This is a genomic window from Frankia alni ACN14a (genome assembly GCF_000058485.1).
GTDB lineage: Bacteria > Actinomycetota > Actinomycetes > Frankiales > Frankiaceae > Frankia > Frankia alni.
This window is the reverse complement of the sequence record NC_008278.1, coordinates 478,568-495,195: the sequence shown is the minus strand read 5'-3', so window position 1 is coordinate 495,195 and position 16,628 is coordinate 478,568. Positions and strand designations below refer to the sequence as shown.

At 71.1% G+C, this 16,628-nt stretch carries 13 protein-coding genes; 8 read left to right on the top strand and 5 right to left on the bottom strand.

Going from position 1 to position 16,628, the window contains the following annotated elements:
• Positions 1 to 26: 26 nt before the first annotated feature.
• Together FRAAL_RS01905 and FRAAL_RS01900 are read left to right on the top strand one after the other, a co-directional pair.
• On the top strand, positions 27 to 2,366 hold the full coding sequence (locus FRAAL_RS01905; RefSeq protein WP_011601682.1) for a serine/threonine-protein kinase: 2,340 nt from the start codon (positions 27 to 29) through the stop codon (positions 2,364 to 2,366).
• A gap of 763 nt (positions 2,367 to 3,129) precedes the next feature.
• The gene (locus FRAAL_RS01900) at positions 3,130 to 5,400 is read left to right on the top strand and encodes an MMPL family transporter (RefSeq protein ID WP_011601679.1); all 2,271 of its coding nucleotides are present in this window, start codon (positions 3,130 to 3,132) and stop codon (positions 5,398 to 5,400) included.
• Between the two features lie 41 nt (positions 5,401 to 5,441).
• Here FRAAL_RS01900 and FRAAL_RS01895 read toward each other — a convergent pair whose 3' ends face one another.
• Positions 5,442 to 6,377, bottom strand: coding sequence for an SDR family oxidoreductase (locus FRAAL_RS01895; protein ID WP_011601678.1), 936 nt, complete (start codon positions 6,375 to 6,377; stop codon positions 5,442 to 5,444).
• A gap of 151 nt (positions 6,378 to 6,528) precedes the next feature.
• On the opposite strand from FRAAL_RS01895, the gene FRAAL_RS01890 reads away from it, so the two are divergent.
• Positions 6,529 to 7,176: a TetR/AcrR family transcriptional regulator gene (locus FRAAL_RS01890; RefSeq protein WP_041940072.1), complete on the top strand. Its 648-nt coding sequence runs from the start codon at positions 6,529 to 6,531 to the stop codon at positions 7,174 to 7,176.
• A gap of 308 nt (positions 7,177 to 7,484) precedes the next feature.
• Here FRAAL_RS01890 and FRAAL_RS01885 read toward each other — a convergent pair whose 3' ends face one another.
• Positions 7,485 to 8,243, bottom strand: coding sequence for an SDR family NAD(P)-dependent oxidoreductase (locus FRAAL_RS01885; protein ID WP_041938687.1), 759 nt, complete (start codon positions 8,241 to 8,243; stop codon positions 7,485 to 7,487).
• A 137-nt stretch (positions 8,244 to 8,380) separates the two neighbouring features.
• On the opposite strand from FRAAL_RS01885, the gene FRAAL_RS01880 reads away from it, so the two are divergent.
• Together FRAAL_RS01880 and FRAAL_RS34110 are read left to right on the top strand one after the other, a co-directional pair.
• Positions 8,381 to 8,851, top strand: a complete 471-nt coding sequence (locus FRAAL_RS01880) for a MarR family winged helix-turn-helix transcriptional regulator (RefSeq protein ID WP_050996979.1) — start codon at positions 8,381 to 8,383, stop codon at positions 8,849 to 8,851.
• 179 nt (positions 8,852 to 9,030) lie between these two features.
• A complete protein-coding gene (locus FRAAL_RS34110; RefSeq protein WP_197537237.1) occupies positions 9,031 to 9,291 on the top strand; it encodes a hypothetical protein in 261 nt (86 codons plus the stop codon).
• A gap of 52 nt (positions 9,292 to 9,343) precedes the next feature.
• Here FRAAL_RS34110 and FRAAL_RS01870 read toward each other — a convergent pair whose 3' ends face one another.
• On the bottom strand, positions 9,344 to 9,985 hold the full coding sequence (locus FRAAL_RS01870; protein ID WP_011601673.1) for a tRNA-specific adenosine deaminase: 642 nt from the start codon (positions 9,983 to 9,985) through the stop codon (positions 9,344 to 9,346).
• A gap of 40 nt (positions 9,986 to 10,025) precedes the next feature.
• Positions 10,026 to 11,138, bottom strand: a complete 1,113-nt coding sequence (locus FRAAL_RS01865; RefSeq protein WP_011601672.1) for a Rieske 2Fe-2S domain-containing protein — start codon at positions 11,136 to 11,138, stop codon at positions 10,026 to 10,028.
• A gap of 433 nt (positions 11,139 to 11,571) precedes the next feature.
• Between FRAAL_RS01865 and FRAAL_RS01855 the strand changes: the two genes are divergently transcribed.
• On the top strand, positions 11,572 to 12,423 hold the full coding sequence (locus FRAAL_RS01855) for a DUF72 domain-containing protein (RefSeq protein ID WP_041938684.1): 852 nt from the start codon (positions 11,572 to 11,574) through the stop codon (positions 12,421 to 12,423).
• Between the two features lie 185 nt (positions 12,424 to 12,608).
• The gene (locus FRAAL_RS01850) at positions 12,609 to 13,022 is read left to right on the top strand and encodes a hypothetical protein (protein ID WP_011601669.1); all 414 of its coding nucleotides are present in this window, start codon (positions 12,609 to 12,611) and stop codon (positions 13,020 to 13,022) included.
• An 84-nt stretch (positions 13,023 to 13,106) separates the two neighbouring features.
• On the opposite strand, the gene FRAAL_RS01845 is transcribed toward FRAAL_RS01850, so the two are convergent.
• Positions 13,107 to 14,255, bottom strand: coding sequence for an acyl-CoA dehydrogenase family protein (locus FRAAL_RS01845; RefSeq protein WP_041938683.1), 1,149 nt, complete (start codon positions 14,253 to 14,255; stop codon positions 13,107 to 13,109).
• 546 nt (positions 14,256 to 14,801) lie between these two features.
• On the opposite strand from FRAAL_RS01845, the gene FRAAL_RS01840 reads away from it, so the two are divergent.
• Positions 14,802 to 16,628: a DEAD/DEAH box helicase gene (locus FRAAL_RS01840; protein ID WP_011601666.1), complete on the top strand. Its 1,827-nt coding sequence runs from the start codon at positions 14,802 to 14,804 to the stop codon at positions 16,626 to 16,628.

Here is a 16,628-nt window from a genome sequence, read left to right as displayed (position 1 = left end):
CGCCGGGCGGCGGGGAAGGGGCGCCGGTGGTAGCCGTCGACCGCGACCGGGTGCGGGCCGCGCTGCCCGGTTACACCATCAGCGGCCAGCTCGGCACCGGCAGTTCCGGGCTGGTGCTGGCCGGGCACCACCGGGACCTCGACCGGCCGGTCGCGATCAAGGTGCTGTCCACGGCCGCCACCGACCCGGCGGCGGTGGACGCCTCCCGCGCCGAAGCCCAGATGTTGGGCCGGCTGGACCATCCACACATCGTCCGCATCCACGACTTCGTCGTCCGAGACGACCTGTGCCTGCTGGTGATGGAGCTGCTGCCCGGTGGACCGGTGGACCGCCGCCGGCTCAGCCCGCCGGCGGCGTGCGCGGTGGGGCTCGCGGTGGCCCACGCGCTGTCACAGGCCCACCGGTTCGGCATTGCGCACCGTGACGTGAAACCGGCCAACATCCTGTTCACCGGCTCCGGCCTGCCGAAGCTCACCGACTTCGGCATCGCGAAGATCCTCGAGGGGACGGCCGGCGAGGCCAGCCGGCTCGCCGGCACCCCCCGCTACATGGCCCCCGAACAGATCCGCCGCGGCAGGCTCAGCCCCGCCACCGACGTCTACGGGCTCGGCGTGGTGCTCCACGAGCTACTGCGCGGCGAGTCGATGTTCCCCCGCGGCCTGCCGGTGTCCGAGCTGTTCCGCTGGCATCTGGAGGTCGAGCCGCCACCGCTGCCCGCCGTCCCGCCGGCCCTCGGTGAGGTGGTGGCGCGGGCGCTGGCCAAGGATCCCGCCGCGCGCCACCCGACCGGCCTGGACCTCGCCCGCGAGCTGGCTGTGGCGGCCGGCGCCGCATTCGGCCCGCGGTGGCTGCACGGCTGCGGCGTCACCGTGCGGGTCGTCGACGATCTCGTGGAGCAGCCGTCGCCCCCGGCCGGCCGGGATCGGGCCGGCCGGGACCTGGCCGGCCCGACATCTCTTCCGACCCCGCTCCCGCTGCCGACCCCGGCTTCGACCCCGCGGTCGGACTCGACCACGGCCTCGATCCCGGCCGCGGTTCCGACGTCGGCCTCGGATCGGTCCACCCTGGCCGGGCCGTCGCCCGGCTCCGTGCCGCTCGGCGTGGTCAGGCCCGGGGCCTTCCGGCCGGGTGGGTTCCGGCCCGGTGGGGCCGATGCCGCCGCCCCGGTAACGCCGCCGCCCGCAGTGCGGCCCGTCAGGCGGCAGCGGCGGCGCCGGCTGGCGGTCACCGTTGCGGCCACGGCCGCCACCATGGTCCTGGGCCTGATTGCATGTCTCGTCATCCCGGGTGGCTCCGCGTCGTCACCGCGCTCGGGGGCGACGACAACCGCGGCGGTCGGCGACGCCGGTGTCACACCCCCGGGCCCGGACGGCGTGGCGGCCATCAACGAGTTCAAGGACCTGACGGTGGACGCGGCCGGCAACGTGTACCTGGCCGATCAGGCCGATCCGCGGATCCGCCGGATCGACCGGCGGGGTTACGTGAGCACTGTCGCGGGCAGCGGCGAGACCGGTACCTCCGGCGACGGCGGTCCGGCGCTGCAGGCCGCCTTCCAACGGCTCGGCAGCGTGGCGGTCGATGCCGCCGGAAACATCTACATCTCGGACGAGAGCAACCGCGTCCGCCGGGTGGACACCCACGGGACCGTCACCACGATCGTCGGCACCGGCGATGACGCCGACACCGGCGACGGTGGTCCGGCCATCCAGGCCGCGCTGGACTTCGCGACCACCGAGAAGATCAGCGTCGACGTCGCCGGCAACCTGTACATCTGTGTGCTGGACGGACTCCGCCGGGTCGATCGGGCCGGGATCATCACCACGCTGATCAAACGTGGCACCGGGCTCTCCCCGAGCCCGCCCGGCGACGGCGGTCCGGCGAGCGCCGGCCGGCTGCAGGCCACCACCGCAGCCGTCGCGGACCGTTCCGGCGATCTCTACATCGCCGACTCGGAAGCCAACCGGATCCGCCGCATCGACTCCCGGGGCATCGTCACGACGGTCGCTGGTACCGGGGCCAAGGGATTCTCCGGTGACGGTGGCCCGGCCACCCGCGCGATGCTGAACAACCCGACCGGCGTGGCGGTGGACCGGGCCGGAAACCTCTACATCGCGGACAGTGCGAACCACCGGATCCGCCGCGTCACACCGGACGGCATCATCACGGCGTTCGCCGGGTCCGGCGCGGCGTTCGTCTGGGGATCACCGAAAAGCGATGAGACCAACGGGCCGGCTACGTCCGTCGTTCTCTGGAATCCCGAGCAGGTGGCGGTGGACGGCGCCGGCAACGTCTACATCGGTGATTCTCCCCGAGTACTGAAGGTCGACCCGCAGGGCACCAGCCACCTTCTCGCCAATCGCCCGTAGTCCGCCAGGGCACTTGTTACATCGGCGAAGTCTGCCATCGCGGCTGCCGTCGATCGGTCATAATCGGGTGATGCGTCGACGTCGTGTCCTCCCTTCGGCTCCGGTGTCGGAGTGCTTCGGAGGCATCGGTCCGCAGTCGTAGATCCGCGAGAAAATCAATGTGCCGTCCCTCTCGCGCGAAGGGCGTCAAGCTGTCGGTTATCGTCGCCGGGGGCCATGAGGGGAATCCAGCACACCGCCGCGGAAACGGCGCCGGCGACGGTGTGGGGGAACCCCAGCGGAACGCCGTTCGCAGCGGTTCTTTTCGGCCCAGGGAGCAGCAGTACACCGTCGTGACGGGCACCGGGAGATCCTCGGCCTCGACGTCGTGAGCAGCGAGGACGGCGCCGGCTGGCTGGCGTTCCGACACGGTCGGGCACCCTGACGGTCACCGACGTGGCCCGCGAGTACGGCGCCTGGACGGTGTCACTCGCCTGACCAGCGTGAGACGCCCGCTCACCCCTACAGGTTCCGAATCCGCCAGGTCCCGACCGCCGCAACCTGCGCGGCGGAGCCGTCCCGGCGGCGGTCACGAGTGTGACGGTTGTCTCAGGTGACGCCGCGCCGGTGGAACACTCGTTCGATCCGGTAGAGGATGTTGCCGCCCTGTCGTCACCGGGCTCGCCCCTGTCGGCTCGGAAGCATGCCGAGACCGAGGTCGACGCGGATGCGGTGGCCGATGCCGGGGCGTTCGCCAGTTGCCAGACGTCGAGCAGGAGAACTGATGAAGCGGATCGCTGAACTCGCTGTCCGTCGCCGATGGCTTGTCGTCGTCGGCTGGGTCGTCTTCGTCATCGCGGCGCAGGGGATCGCCGGGGCGATGGGCGGGGCCTCGTACAAGGACACGTTCAGCCTCCCGCACACCGAGACGGCCTCCGTGGCGAACCTGCTCGAGGACGCCGGCCTGAACAATCAGAACGGCGCCCTGGGCACGGTCGTGCTCAAGAACAGGGCGGGGGCGTTCACCACGCCACCTGCGCAGTTGAAGCCGGCCCTCAGCAAGGTGTGCACCTCGGGTAACCATGTGGCGCTGATCGTGTCGCCGTGGGAATCGATCGACTGCTCGAAGAGCGATGCTGCCGCGCCGGGGAACCCGGGGCTGCTCAACAGGGCGCATGGCTCCACCACGGCGTTGGTCACCCTCACCTGGGAGAACGACCACTACGACGCCGAGTTGTTCAAGAACGTCTACGACCAGCTGAAGACCCTGCGCAGCGACGCGCTGCAGGTCGAGTTCACCGGTAACGCCTTCGCCGGCATCGGGCAGAGCAGCGGTTCGGGCTCGTCGGTGTTCATCGGATTCGCGGCCGCGCTCATCATCCTGGCCCTGGTGTTCCGCACCGTGGCCGCCACGGTGCTGCCGTTGGCCAGCGCGGTGGTCGCGCTCGTCAGCGGCCTCGGCGTGATCTACATCCTCAGCCACGCCATCAACGTTTCCAACATCACCCCGTACCTGGCCGAGCTGATGGTGATCGGGGTCGGCGTCGACTACGCGCTGTTCATCGTCACGCGGCATCGCCGCAATCTGCGGCGCGGCATGCCCGTCGCGGAGTCGATCGTCAACGCGATCAACACCTCGGGCCGGGCGGTGTTGTTCGCCGGTACGACCGTGTGCATCGCCATCCTCGGCCTCATCGCGCTCGGGGTGAGCTTCTTCAACGGCATGGCGGTGGCGACCGCGCTCGCGGTCGGCTTCACCATGATCGCCTCGCTTACCCTGCTGCCCGCGCTGCTCAGCCTGTTCGGTCTGAAGGTGCTGCCCCGCCGGCAGCGGGCCGCGGTGCGAGCAGGCGAGTTCATCGACGACCGCCCGGTGGGGTACTGGGCCCGCTGGTCGCAGTTCGTCGCCCGGCGCCGCGTCGTCGTCGCGATCGCCTCGGGCGCGGTGATGGTCGTGATCGCCCTGCCGTTCTTCTCGCTGGAACTGGGCGCCAGCGACCAGGGCAGCGACGCGAAGAGCTTCACGACCCGCGCCGGCTACGACCTGATCGCCGCCGACTTCGGCGTCGGCTACAACTCCACCCTGGAAGCCGTCGTGAGCGGCCCGGGCGCCTCGGACCAGGCCTACCTGCAGCGCGTGACGAAGTCGCTGGCCGCCGTCCCGGGCGTCGACCCGGCCAGCCTGGGCACGGCGCCGCTGGCCAAAGACATCGCCTTCGTGACGTTCAAGACGACCACGTCACCGCAGTCGGAGAAGACCTACACGCTGGTCCGGCACCTGCGCTCGACCACCCTGCCACCGCTGTACGACGGCACGCCCAACCACATCTACACCTTCGGTGACACGGCGATCAACGTCGACTTCGCCTCGGTGCTCGCCCGGAAGATGCCGCTGTTCATCGCGGTCGTGGTCGGCCTGTCGTTCATCCTGCTGCTCATCGCGTTCCGGAGCCTGGTCATCCCGTTGACCGCCGCGGTCATGAACCTGCTGGCAGCGGGCGGTTCGTTCGGTCTGGTCGTGGCAATCTTCCAGTACGGCTGGCTCTCCGACGCCATGGGCGCCGGTCCCGGCGGACCGATCGACGCCTGGATCCCGGTCATGCTGTTCGCCATCCTGTTCGGCCTGTCGATGGACTACCAGGTGTTCCTGGTCAGCCGCATGCATGAGGAATGGGTGCACACCCGCGACAACACGCGGTCGGTGACCATCGGGCAGGGCGAGACCGGCGGCATCATCACCGCCGCCGCCATCATCATGATTGCCGTCTTCCTCGGCTTCGTGGTCAGCCCAGGCCGGCCGATCAAGATCTTCGGCACCGGTCTCGCCGCCGCCGTGTTCCTCGACGCGTTCGTCCTCAGAACGATGCTCGTACCGTCGGTGATGCACATCGTCGGCAGGTCCAACTGGTATCTCCCGAGGTGGCTGGACCGCATCACCCCCCACGTCTCGGTCGAACCGGCCGACGAGGCCGTCACCCACGCCACCGGCACGGGCATCGGTTCCTTCGACGACGACCGGCCGGAAGACGAACGGGAACTGGCCCACCGTTCCTGAGCCGGGTCCGCCCACCTCGACGACCCCGGCTCACCGCTCGCTCAGGCGAAGTAGTGGCCTTCCTTGAGGTCGGCTGTCAGTCCCGGGCGGGTCGGCTGCCAGCCGAGCAGGTCGCGGGTGATCTGCGCGGAGGCGGGGCCGTCGAATCCCCAGAAGCCGCCGAGGAAGCCGACGTAGTCCCCGATCTGGTCGGGGGTGACGGAGACCGCGGGGACATCGAGGTGGGCGGCGAGGACCTCGGCGACCTCGCGGATGGGGACGCCCTCGTCGCCGACCGCGTGCAGCGCCGAACCGGGCGGCGCCGCTTCGAGGGCGAGGCGGAACAGGCGCGCGGCGTCGTCGCGATGGACGGCCGGCCAGCGGTTGGTTCCGTCGCCGACGTAGGCCGCGGCGCCCTTCTCGCGCGCGAAGCCGATCGCGGCCGGGATGAACCCGTTGTCGCCGTTGCCGTGGGTGGCCGGTGGCAGCCGCACGACCGAGGAGCGGACCCCGCGGGCGGCGAGCGCGAGCGTGTAGTTGGCGTTGTCGATCCGCCCGTTCGCCCCGCTGATCGGAACCTCGCGATCGGCGTCCTGCGCGGCCCGCCCGTCGTGCTCGGTGGCGACGACACCCGGCGGGAGGCCGAGCACACCGAGGATCCCGGAGGCGATCACGAACGGCTTGTCGGTGCCGGCGAGGGCCTCGCCGAAGGCCTCGATCGCCGCGCGGTCGGCGTCGGTGGCACCGGCGAAGTCGCCGGCGAAGGCGATGTCGTGCTTGAAGGCGAGGTGGATGACGCCGTCGGCGGCCACGGCGGCCTCCCGCAGGATGTCGAGATCGTCGAGTGATCCCTCGCGGACCTCGGCGCCCGCCGCCCGCAGGGCGACCGTCGCGGCATCGGAGCGGGCGAGGCCGGTGACCGTGTGACCGGCGGTGATCAGGTCGGGGACGAGCCCACGACCGACCCAGCCCGACGCTCCGGTGACGAACACACGCATGGGAGACCTCCACGACAGGGGCGTGCGCCGGACGGATCCGCTGCGGGCGGCCCGTGGCGCCAGACGTCATTATTGGTACGATCGTACTAGAAAAGACGGTAGACGGCCGTGCTAGAAACGTCAAACGACGTTGACCGAGGAGGCGGCGGTCATGGCGGGACGACCGGTCAACCACCAGCGGCGGGCCGAGCTGCTCGACGCGGCGGTCGAGTACGCCGCCGAGTACGGGTTCTCCGAGCTGACGTGGCGGCCCGTCGCCGCCGCCCTCGGGGTGTCGCCCACGACGTTGGTGCATCACTTCGGCACCAAGGAGCAGATGCTCGAGGCGATCCTCGGACGCCTGCGGGAGCGCATCTTCGCGGCCACCCGCGACCTGGCCGGCGAGCAGCCCGACCTGGCCGCGGAGGCCCGGGCGTCCTGGACGCGGGCCTTCGACCCGCAGCACGAGGCGGAGTTCCGGCTGTTCTTCGCGGTCTACGGGCGCGCGCTGCAGGCTCCGCAGCAGTTCGCGGCGTTCCTCGAGCACGTCGTCGCCTACTGGATGCGCGCCCTGGTCGCAGCGCAGGGCCCGGACACCGACCCGGCGACCGCCACGCGCACGGCCACCCTCGTGATCGCCACCATCCGCGGGCTGCTACTCGACCTGCTCGCCACCGGTGATCGGAACCGGGTTCAGGACGCGGCCGATTGCTTCCTCGCCACCCTCGAACGCCCTGCCACCGTCGAACGCCCTGCCACCGTCGAACGCCCTGCCACCGTCGAACACGGCCCGCAGCCGACGGTCGCACGGCCCCGGTGAGCCACGTCGGACCGCTTCACGTCTGGGGCGTGTCGGTAGGTCCTTGGAAAAGCCTCGAGGCCGAGCACTCGCAGCAGCTCCAACCGCTCGCGGGCCTCGGTGTTCGCCGGGGTGAGCACCAGCAGCCGCTGCCCCTGGTCCGCTCGACGAGTCCCGCGACCGTGGGCCGGACCGTCGGCCCACGACCGCGCGCAGGTCGGCGACAAGCTGACGAGCCCGGTGCTCCTTGCCTGCGGGCGGGGCGCGGCGATCGGTATCCGTCCGCGCACATGTCGAGCCTCAACGTGGGGGACTGATTCCGGCGGCGGTCACAGCAGGTGGCGGCCGCCGTCGACGTTGAGCGTCTGGCCGGTGACGAAGGCGGCGTCGTCCGAGGCAAGGAAGAAGATCGGTCCGACCAGGTCCTCGGGAGTTTCGTCGCGGTGGAGCGCACGCGCATCGCGTTGCTCCGCCAGCAGGGCCTCGGGAAGCACCGCGGCAGCCGCTGGGGTGACGGTAAGCCCCGGGGTGATCACATTGACCGTGATGCCGTATCCGCCGAGTTCGCGGGCCAGGACACGGGTCAGACCCAGGACGCCACCCTTGGAGGCCACGTAGTGGGACTGCATGGGGGTGCCGCTGAAGACCGAGCCGGACCCGATGTTCACGACGCGACCGCGGCCGCTCGCTTTCAGGAGCGGGACGAAGGCCCGGATCATGAGAAAGGTGCCGGTGAGGTTGACGTCGATGACCTGACGCCACTCGTCTGTGCTCATCTCCTCGAAGGCGGTCTGCGGAAACCGGCCGGCATTGTTGATCAGAACGTCGACCGTGCCGAGGCTCTGCTGCACGACCTGGACCAGCGCGGCGACGCTCTCCTCGCTGGCGATGTCCGTGGCGACGGCGTGCAGCGACGGGTGCCGCCCGCCGGGCGCGCCGGAGTCCCACCGGGCGCGCCAGGTGTCGAGTGCCTCCTGCGAGACGTCGGCGGCGACGACAGTGTCGCCGTGGGCCAGAAAACGGTTGACTATCTCGGAACCGATGCCGCCGGAGGCGCCGGTGACCACGACGGTGCGTGCTGCGCTCATGACCACTCCTCTCGAGCCGGATCGTGCCAATATCAGTCAACTTATCATGTTACTGATATTAGTTCACGCCGCTAGCGTGGCCGGGGAACGCACGCGGGCGGGCGTGGGCACGGCGGAGGCAGCGGAGCAGGAGCACGGTGGCGGAGAACTTCGAGGAGCGGTTGCCGTACCTGATGCGGCGCGTCAGCACAGCGCTCGCCCAGCAGGTCGACCGTGCGCTGCGGGAGTTCTCGCTGACCCACACCCAGCTCGGCGCACTCGCTCAGCTCGGCCTCGTGGACCCCGGGGCACTGTCCGGAGCCACCCTGGGTCAGCGCAACGGGGTCACCGCGCAGTCGATGTCGACGGCGATCGCCGGGCTGCTCGTGCGAGGCCTCGTCGACCGCGAGCCGCACCCCACCCACGGGCGGATCCTCCAGGTCCGGATCACGCCGGAGGGCACCGACCTGCTCGCTCGTGCCCAGGCCGCGGTCGGCAGGGCCGAGGACCGCACCCTGGCCTTCCTCGACCCCGAGCAGCAGCGCCAGCTTCGCAGCGTCCTGCGCACGATGATGCGGGCCATGGACCTCTACCTGTACTTCCCCGACGCCGACGACGACCGCGCCTAGAGAGCGCAGATCTACCTGCAAGCCCGGCGTCATGACCGACCCGGCGGTCCGAACAGCCGCAGCGGTTTCTCCCCCTCCGGTGCCCGACGCCCTGGCCGGTGGGCTGCTCGGTGCTGGGGCCGCCGGCCGAGGCTGCGCTGGTCTGGTGCCGGCCAGGGTGGTATGCGGTAGCTGTGGTCATGCCTCGCACCGCGGTCGCCGTTCGGCACGTCCCGTTCGAGGATCTCGGCCTCCTCGGACCCCTGCTGTCCGAACGCGGCTACCGCGTGCGGTACCTCGACGTCGGTGACCCCGGAGACGCGGGAGACCTGGGTGACCCGGGCGACCCGGGTGACCCGGGTGCGATCCGGGCCGACGCCGCCCGCCACGGTGCGCGGCTGGCCTCGCGTGCCCGCCTGGTGTTCCACGCGTGGCTCGACCAGGTCGACGCGTCGGGCTGAGCCGGGGAGCAGGCCCGCCGGTGGGAGACGGTGTGGTCGGGGGCCTGAGGAGTCAGGTCGTCGTGGGGGCGCCGCGGCGGGCGTTGTAGACGACGACGTCGTCCCGGCTGCCGTAGTCGGCGAACACCGTCAGGGCCTGTTCGCGCAGGACGTCGGTGCGCACCGTGATGCCGCGCCGGGCGAACTGCTCCTGCCAGTCGTCGCGCATCGGTCCCTCGTCGAAGCCGGTGAGCTGTTCGACCTCGTCGCCCTCGCCGGCGATGGTCAGAAACTGGACGCCGGACCACATGACGGCGCCATAGCACATGACGCAGGGACGCCAGTTGACGACGAGCTCGACCGGGGAGCCGACGGCGCTGAGGTCCCAGCGGCCGAGCCGGGCCTGGGCGAAGGAGAGGGCGACGACCTCGGCGTGCATCGCGCTCAGCCCGGTGGCCAGGACGAGGTTGACGCCGGCGGCGTGGATCTGACCGGTGTCGGGGTTGGCGACGACGGCGGCGAACGGGCCGCCGCAGCCCTCCCGATGGTTGCGTGCCGCGAGCCGATGCACGAGGTCCATCCGCTGCTCGACGTCGGGGAGCACGGTGCCGGCGGTGTGGACCTCGTCGTCCACCCAGGCGGGCAGGCTGACGCCGAGGGCGGCGACGGGGCGGACGGCGACGGCCGGCGACGGGTCGGTGGGGCTGAGGTCCATGGCGGGTGGGCCCTTCTCGGAGTCAGGCGGTGCATCGGAGTCAGGCGGTGAAGAAGTGGCTCAGGCCCATCGCCCGCAGGCCGCGCCGGTAGGCGACCGAGCTGCGATCGGCGGGGATGTTGACCTCGAGGCGGGGGTCGAGCGGGAGGTTCTCGGGGCGCTGGGCCTCGACGATGACCCGGTCCTCCTCGAAGATCCGCAGGTTGAACTCGTAGATTTCCTGGTCCGGCTGGGCGGTGTCGAAGTTCTTCGCGATGGGCGCGAACATCCGGGTCTGGCGGGCCGAGACCGGCGACGCCGCATTCATGATCGCCAGACGGCCGCCGTCGGGGAAGTGCACGACGAGGGTGGCGGTGAACGGCAGGTGGGCGTCGAAGCGCCGCAGCCAGCGGAAGTCGGGCTCGCCGCGTCGGGCGCCGTGGGGGTAGTTGCCGACGGTGCTCCAGTAGTCGGCCGAGAAGCCGTGGGGGGTCGGGGCGGGCGTGTAGTCGGGGACCTCGGCGTTGTCCGGGTCGGCGAAGGTGGCGGTGTGGACGAAGGCGAAGTGCGCGACGTCGAGGAAGCCCTCCACCTGGCGGCCGGCGAACGCGGCGACGTCGAACCCGGGGCAGGTCACTCGTTGGAAGCCGGGGTCGTCCCAGTGCGGCATCCGTGGGATCGGCGGCACGGGCGGCCGGTCGGAGCCGGAGCTGGGGCCAGGGGAGCCGGAGCCGGAGCTGGAACCGGCGGCGAAGCCGGCGTCGAGGTCGGGGCGTAGACAGGTCCAGACCAGCCCGTAGCGTTCCGTGACAGGATAGGCGGTCAGGGCCATCCGGGCGGGGATCTTCACCGTCGGATGCGCGGGTATCGCCACGCAGGCTCCCGCCGCGCCGAACCGCAGTCCGTGGTAGGCGCAGGCGACGGTCTCGCCGTCCCCCGTGCCCATGGTCAGCGGGACCCCGCGGTGGGGGCAGAGGTCGCGGGCGACGACCACCTCGCCGCCGGCGCGGTAGACGACGAGCCGCTCGTCGAGCAGCCGGGCAGCGACCGGTTGGTCGCGGACCTCACGCGACAGCGCGACCGGATACCAGTGGCGGGCCAGGATCGCCCAGTCGTCCGGGTCGAAGGAGCAGTCGGGCGGAACCGTCGCGCGCGCGGCACGGGTGTCGACCATGGGAAGCCTCGGCAGGATGGGACCGCGCGTCTGCGGGCGCGCGGGCGAGGAATCGGTGGGCTGACGTCGGGCGTCGGGAGTCGGGCGTCGCACGTGCCGGCGCCGGCCGGGGTGGGGCGGGGCGCCGGAGGCCCGGGTGTGGACGTCGTCGTCGTCAGGCGTCGTGCGCGACCCGCCCACGGGTCCAGGCGTGCCGGTGGACGTCGCGGCGCACGTCGACCTGGCGGTCCTGCACCATCCGGCACTCTCCTTCCGTCCGTGGGGCCCTCCGACTGTCCGCCACCGCTGTTACGGGTCGGTGGCGCTCGTCGAACATCCGCGTGTCGACCGGTCGGCGACGAGTTTCGGGTTCGACCACCCGCCCGGCTAACGTCGACGTCGGGTGTTGACGCACAGGTTGATTGACAGGTCGATGCACAGAGGGAGCGGAGTCGTGCGGTTGCACGTGGGATGCGCGATGTGGACGCACAAGTCCTGGCAGGGGCGTTTCCTCGCGCATCCGCTGCCGCCGCACGAACGCCTGCGGCACTATGCCGGCTGGTGCAACGCGGTCGAGGGGAACACCACCTTCTACGCGACGCCGACCCGGGACACCGTGGCCTCGTGGGCGCAGCAGACCGATGCGGACTTCCGCTTCGTGCTCAAGCTGCCGAAGGTCATCACCCACGAACGCCGGCTCACCGACGTCGACGAGGCCCTGGGCGCCTTCCTGGCGGCGATCGAGCCGCTCGGCCCGCGGGCCCACGCGGTCTGGATCCAGCTGCCGGGTTCGTTCGCGCCCACCGACGTCCCCGCGCTCGCCCGCTTCCTCGGCCGGCTTCCCCGGTCCCACCGGTACGCCGTCGAGGTGCGCCACCGGGCGTTCTTCGACGACCACCGGGCGGCGCGCACGCTGGAGGCGGCCCTGGCCGTCGCGGCCGCCGAATGGATTCCCTTCGACACCACGGCCCTCTTCCGCAGCGCGCCGACCAGCGACGCCGAACGGGACGCCTGGGCGAAGAAGCCACGCGTGCCGCTGCGGTCGGTCGCGCTGACCGACCGGCCGATCGTCCGCTACCTCGGCCGCGACGATTCCGCGCGGACGATCGAGGGGTGGCAAGGCTGGATCGACGTCGTCGTCGACTGGCTGCGCGAGGGCCGCTCCCCCACCGTCTTCCTCCACACCCCCGACAACGCCGACGCCCCGGAACTCGCCCGCCGCTTCCACGACGAGGTACGGGCACGCGTGCCCGCGCTGGCGGCCCTGCCGCGGCCGAGACCGACCGAGCCCGCGACCCTCTTCTAGCCGAGCGGGCCCAAGCCGGGCCACCTCCACGGCCCCGTGTGACGGCTTTGTTGCCCGGCCGCGAAATACCGAGGCCGGACTGCTGCCAACAAGCCCCGATAATCTCCCTTTTCCGTGGACGAGGCCGGATTCTCCGTGCCAGGATGCCGATATCGGGTGTGCCGACCAGCATGGGGGATGTTCACATGAGTGGAGTCACGAACCTGACCGTACTCGTCGACGACGAGCCGACACCGGACGGCTGGATCAAGATCGGTAAGGATCTCAACGCCGGCGCGGGGGGCGCCTATCTGTATTTCGCCTACGAAAAAGGTTCCGGCGCGCCCATCACAAACATCATCTTTTTGCTGAGCAAGGACGAGTCGGCGCCGCCGAGCTACCACCGGATCGATGTCGACCTGAACAAGGGCGCGGGCGGCGCCTACATCTACGCCGCCTTCACGCGCGAAGCCCACCTGGGTAGCCCGATCGACGATCTGGACGTCATTCTCGGCGACAACAGCGGGATCCAGCCGCAGGCGCCCTGGCGACGCATCGACGTCGACCTGAACAAGGGCGCCGGCGGCAAGTACGTCTACCTGGTGTACCGGAACGCCTGACGATCCGGGCACGGTTGGCCGCGTACGTGCCTGCGACGCTCCTCCCAGCTCGGGGGAGACGAGCGGGAGGGGTCGCCGCGGGGCTCAGAAGCCGAGGCTGCGTCCGATGATCTCTTTCATGATCTCGTTGGTGCCCGCCCAGATCTTCGTGACCCGACCGTCCATCCAGGCCTGCGCGGCTCGGTACTCGGTCATGTAACCGTAGCCGCCGTGGAGCTGCACGCAGGCATCCAGGACGGCATTCTGGACTTCGGAGGACCACCATTTCGCCTTCGCCGCGTCGACGGCGGAAAGATTTCCGCGACTGTGGGCCGCTACGCACGAATCTACGAACGCCTGGGTGACATCGATCTTCGTGACGAGCTCCGCCAGCAGGAACTTGTTGTGCTGAAAGCTGCCGATGGCGGCGCCGAACGCCTTGCGCTCGGCGACGTAGGCAAGTGTTTCGCCGAGGATCTGAGTGGCGTGGGCGATGCTGGAGACGGCGACGCTGATGCGTTCCTGCGGCAGCCGCTCCATCATGCGCGGGAATCCCCGGTCGACCTCACCGATCACCGCGTCCGCCGGCACCCGCATATCGGTGAAGAAGAGCTCCGCCGTGTCGGATTCCGGCTGGCCGACCTTGTGCAGCTTACGACCCCGGGAGAATCCCGGGGTGTCCGCCGTGACCCCGAACAGGGTGATGCCGCGGGCGGCCTTCGCCCCGGGATCGGTCCGCGCCGCCAGCACCACGAAATCGGCCGAGTAGCCGTTGGTGATGAAGGTCTTGGACCCGTTGATGATCCAGTCCGAGCCGTCCGGGACCGCGGTCGTCCGCAACGCGGCCAGATCGGAACCGGCCGCCGGCTCCGTCATCCCGATCGCGGCGACCATCTCGCCGGAGCAGAAGGCGGGCAGCCAGCGCTTCTGCTGATCCTGCGTGGTCAGGCCCGCCACATACGGCGCGACGATGTCGGTGTGGACGCTGAAGGACGACGCGACCCCGGCGCTGACCTTCGACAGCTCCTCGACCCAGACGGCGTTGAAGCGGTAGTCGTGGATGCCGCTGCCGCCGTGCTCCTCGTCGACACCGAGGCCGAGGAAGCCCGCACGGCCCGCCTCGTGCCACACCTCCCGGGCGATGACCCGATCCGCGATGAACTGACTGTAGCCGGGACTGACGAACCGCTCGACGAACGTCCGCACCGACTCCCGGAACAGCTCGTGATCATCCTCGTAGAGGGTTCGTTCCACGTCCGACCTCCCAGCCGTTCCGGGTGCCGCCCGCCGCGGGCCCGCGCCGACGCCACGGGGAACCAAAGACAATCTTCATCCGCGACGGTGATAGCTAACTGAGTCATACACCAGCGCGGTGTCTGCCGCAGAAGAGCACCGCGGAACCCCGCCGCGCGTCCCGGCCCCGGGCTGACGCTTGCGGGCGAGTCCGCCGTAGGTGTGGACGTGCGTGTCGTCGGGAGCGGGCTGCGCCGGGTCGGGGTGCCGGTGATGGGCGAGCACGACCCCGGGTCGAGCAGTTCCCAGGCCACGATCGTCCACCGTTCACCCACTCCGACCTGACCGTCAGGTCCACAGCAGACCGTTTCCGTCCGGATTCTTGCCGTAGTGTGGCCCGCTCCGGCGGCGGGCCGGAGGCGGCGGACGCCGGGCGGCGAGGTCGCTGCCGGGAGTCCCCCCGCACGGCCCGCCGCATCCGCGCGGGGCAAGCGACTACCTTCGGAGCAGACCTGCCGGCACCAGCGCGGATGCCCGGATCACAGAAGTCGCGACTGGGGGATGCGTATGAGCTCGACCACCGATCCGGAACCGGACCCGGCGGGGGACGAGGCCCAGGCCAGGGAGGTCGGCCCGGCACGGGGCAACCCGGCAGGAGACGTCGAGCCGGCCGGAGACGTCGAGCCGGCCGGAGACATGGCCCCGGCCGGAGACATCGACCCGGCCGAGGACGTGGCCGGCTTCGCCGAGCTGGCGCTGCGGCCCGAACTGCTGCGCAGCCTCGCCGCCCTCGGGTACGAGGAGCCGACGCCGATCCAGCGGGAGGCCGTTCCGCCCCTGGTCGCGGGCCGCGACCTGCTCGGACAGGCGGCGACCGGCACCGGAAAGACCGCGGCGTTCGCCCTCCCCCTGCTGCACCGCCTGACCGATGACCGCACCGGCGACCATGGCCCGCAGGCCCTGGTGCTCGTCCCGACCCGGGAACTCGCCGTCCAGGTGTCCGAGGCGATCCACCGGTACGGTCGCGACCTCGGCGCCCGGGTCCTGCCGGTGTACGGCGGGGCTCCGATCGGCCGGCAGGTGCGCGCGCTGGTGCAGGGCGTCGACGTCGTGGTCGCCACGCCCGGCCGCGCGCTCGATCACATGGGTCGCGGGACGCTGCGGCTCGACGGCCTGCACACCGTCGTCCTCGACGAGGCCGACGAGATGCTCGACATGGGCTTCGCCGAGGACATCGACGCGATCCTCGAGCAGGCACCGCAGAAGCGCCAGACCGTGCTGTTCTCGGCGACGTTACCGCCGCGGATGGACCAGATCGCCCGGCGCCACCTGCGCGATCCGGTCCGCATCCAGATCGGCCGCGCGGCGCCGGAGCCGGGCGCGGCGCCGCTGGTCCGGCAGGTCTCCTACGTGGTCCCGCGGGCCTACAAGACGGCGGCGCTCGGCCGCATCCTCGACGTCGAGTCGCCCCGGTCGGCGATCGTGTTCTGTCGCACCCGAGAGGAGGTCGACCAGCTCGCCGACTCGCTCAACGGGCGTGGCTACCGGGCGGAGTCCCTGCACGGCGGGATGAGCCAGGAGCAGCGGGAACGGGTGATGGAGCGGCTGCGCACAGCGACGGCCGACCTGCTCGTCGCGACCGACGTCGCCGCCCGCGGCCTGGACTTCGAGCAGCTCACCCACGTGGTGAACTACAGCGTCCCGTCGGCGCCGGACTCCTACGTCCACCGGATCGGCCGGGTCGGGCGGGCCGGCCGCGAGGGGGTGGCCATCACCCTGGCGGAGCCGCGCGAGCACCGGATGCTCAAGACGATCGAGCGGGTCACCCGGCAGCGGATCGCCGTCGAGAAGGTGCCCACCGTCGCCGATCTGCACGCCCGGCGGCTGGAACTGACCCGTGCCGCGTTGCAGGAGAGCCTGCTCGAGGACGATCTGGAGCGGTTCCGCGTCGTCGTTGAGACGCTCACCGACGAGTTCGACCCCATGGAGATCGCGCTCGCGGCCGTGAAGCTCGCCCACGACGCCAGCTTCGTGCCGAACGACGCCGACGACATCCCCGACCTGCCGCCGGCGACCGACGCGCGCGGCGAACGGACGGGACGCGACGGCGCCGGCCGCCGGGAGCGGCGACCCCGACCGGCGAGCGGGGGCATGGCCCGGTTGTTCGTCGGTGCGGGCCGCGGCGCCGGCGTCCGGCCGCAGGACCTCGTCGGCGCGATCACCGGGGAGACCCGGTTGTCGGGCCGCGACATCGGCGCCATCGAGATCGCGCAGCGGTTCTCGCTCGTCGAGGTGCCCGACGGCGCGGCCGACGAGGTGATCGCGTCGTTGCGCGGAAGCACCATCAAGGGTCGCCGGGTCGCCATCCGTCGCGAGCGCCAGGACAGTCGCTAG

Bases quoted from the DNA above. Each gene is read 5' to 3' on its own strand.
- FRAAL_RS01900 (WP_011601679.1), top strand. From the start codon at position 3,130: ATGAAGCGGATCGCTGAACTCGCTGTCCGTCGCCGATGGCTTGTCGTC.
- FRAAL_RS01895 (WP_011601678.1), bottom strand. From the start codon at position 6,377: ATGCGTGTGTTCGTCACCGGAGCGTCGGGCTGGGTCGGTCGTGGGCTC.
- FRAAL_RS01890 (WP_041940072.1), top strand. From the start codon at position 6,529: ATGGCGGGACGACCGGTCAACCACCAGCGGCGGGCCGAGCTGCTCGAC.
- FRAAL_RS01885 (WP_041938687.1), bottom strand. From the start codon at position 8,243: ATGAGCGCAGCACGCACCGTCGTGGTCACCGGCGCCTCCGGCGGCATC.
- FRAAL_RS34110 (WP_197537237.1), top strand. From the start codon at position 9,031: ATGCCTCGCACCGCGGTCGCCGTTCGGCACGTCCCGTTCGAGGATCTC.
- FRAAL_RS01870 (WP_011601673.1), bottom strand. From the start codon at position 9,985: ATGGACCTCAGCCCCACCGACCCGTCGCCGGCCGTCGCCGTCCGCCCC.
- FRAAL_RS01865 (WP_011601672.1), bottom strand. From the start codon at position 11,138: ATGGTCGACACCCGTGCCGCGCGCGCGACGGTTCCGCCCGACTGCTCC.
- FRAAL_RS01850 (WP_011601669.1), top strand. From the start codon at position 12,609: ATGAGTGGAGTCACGAACCTGACCGTACTCGTCGACGACGAGCCGACA.
- FRAAL_RS01840 (WP_011601666.1), top strand. From the start codon at position 14,802: ATGAGCTCGACCACCGATCCGGAACCGGACCCGGCGGGGGACGAGGCC.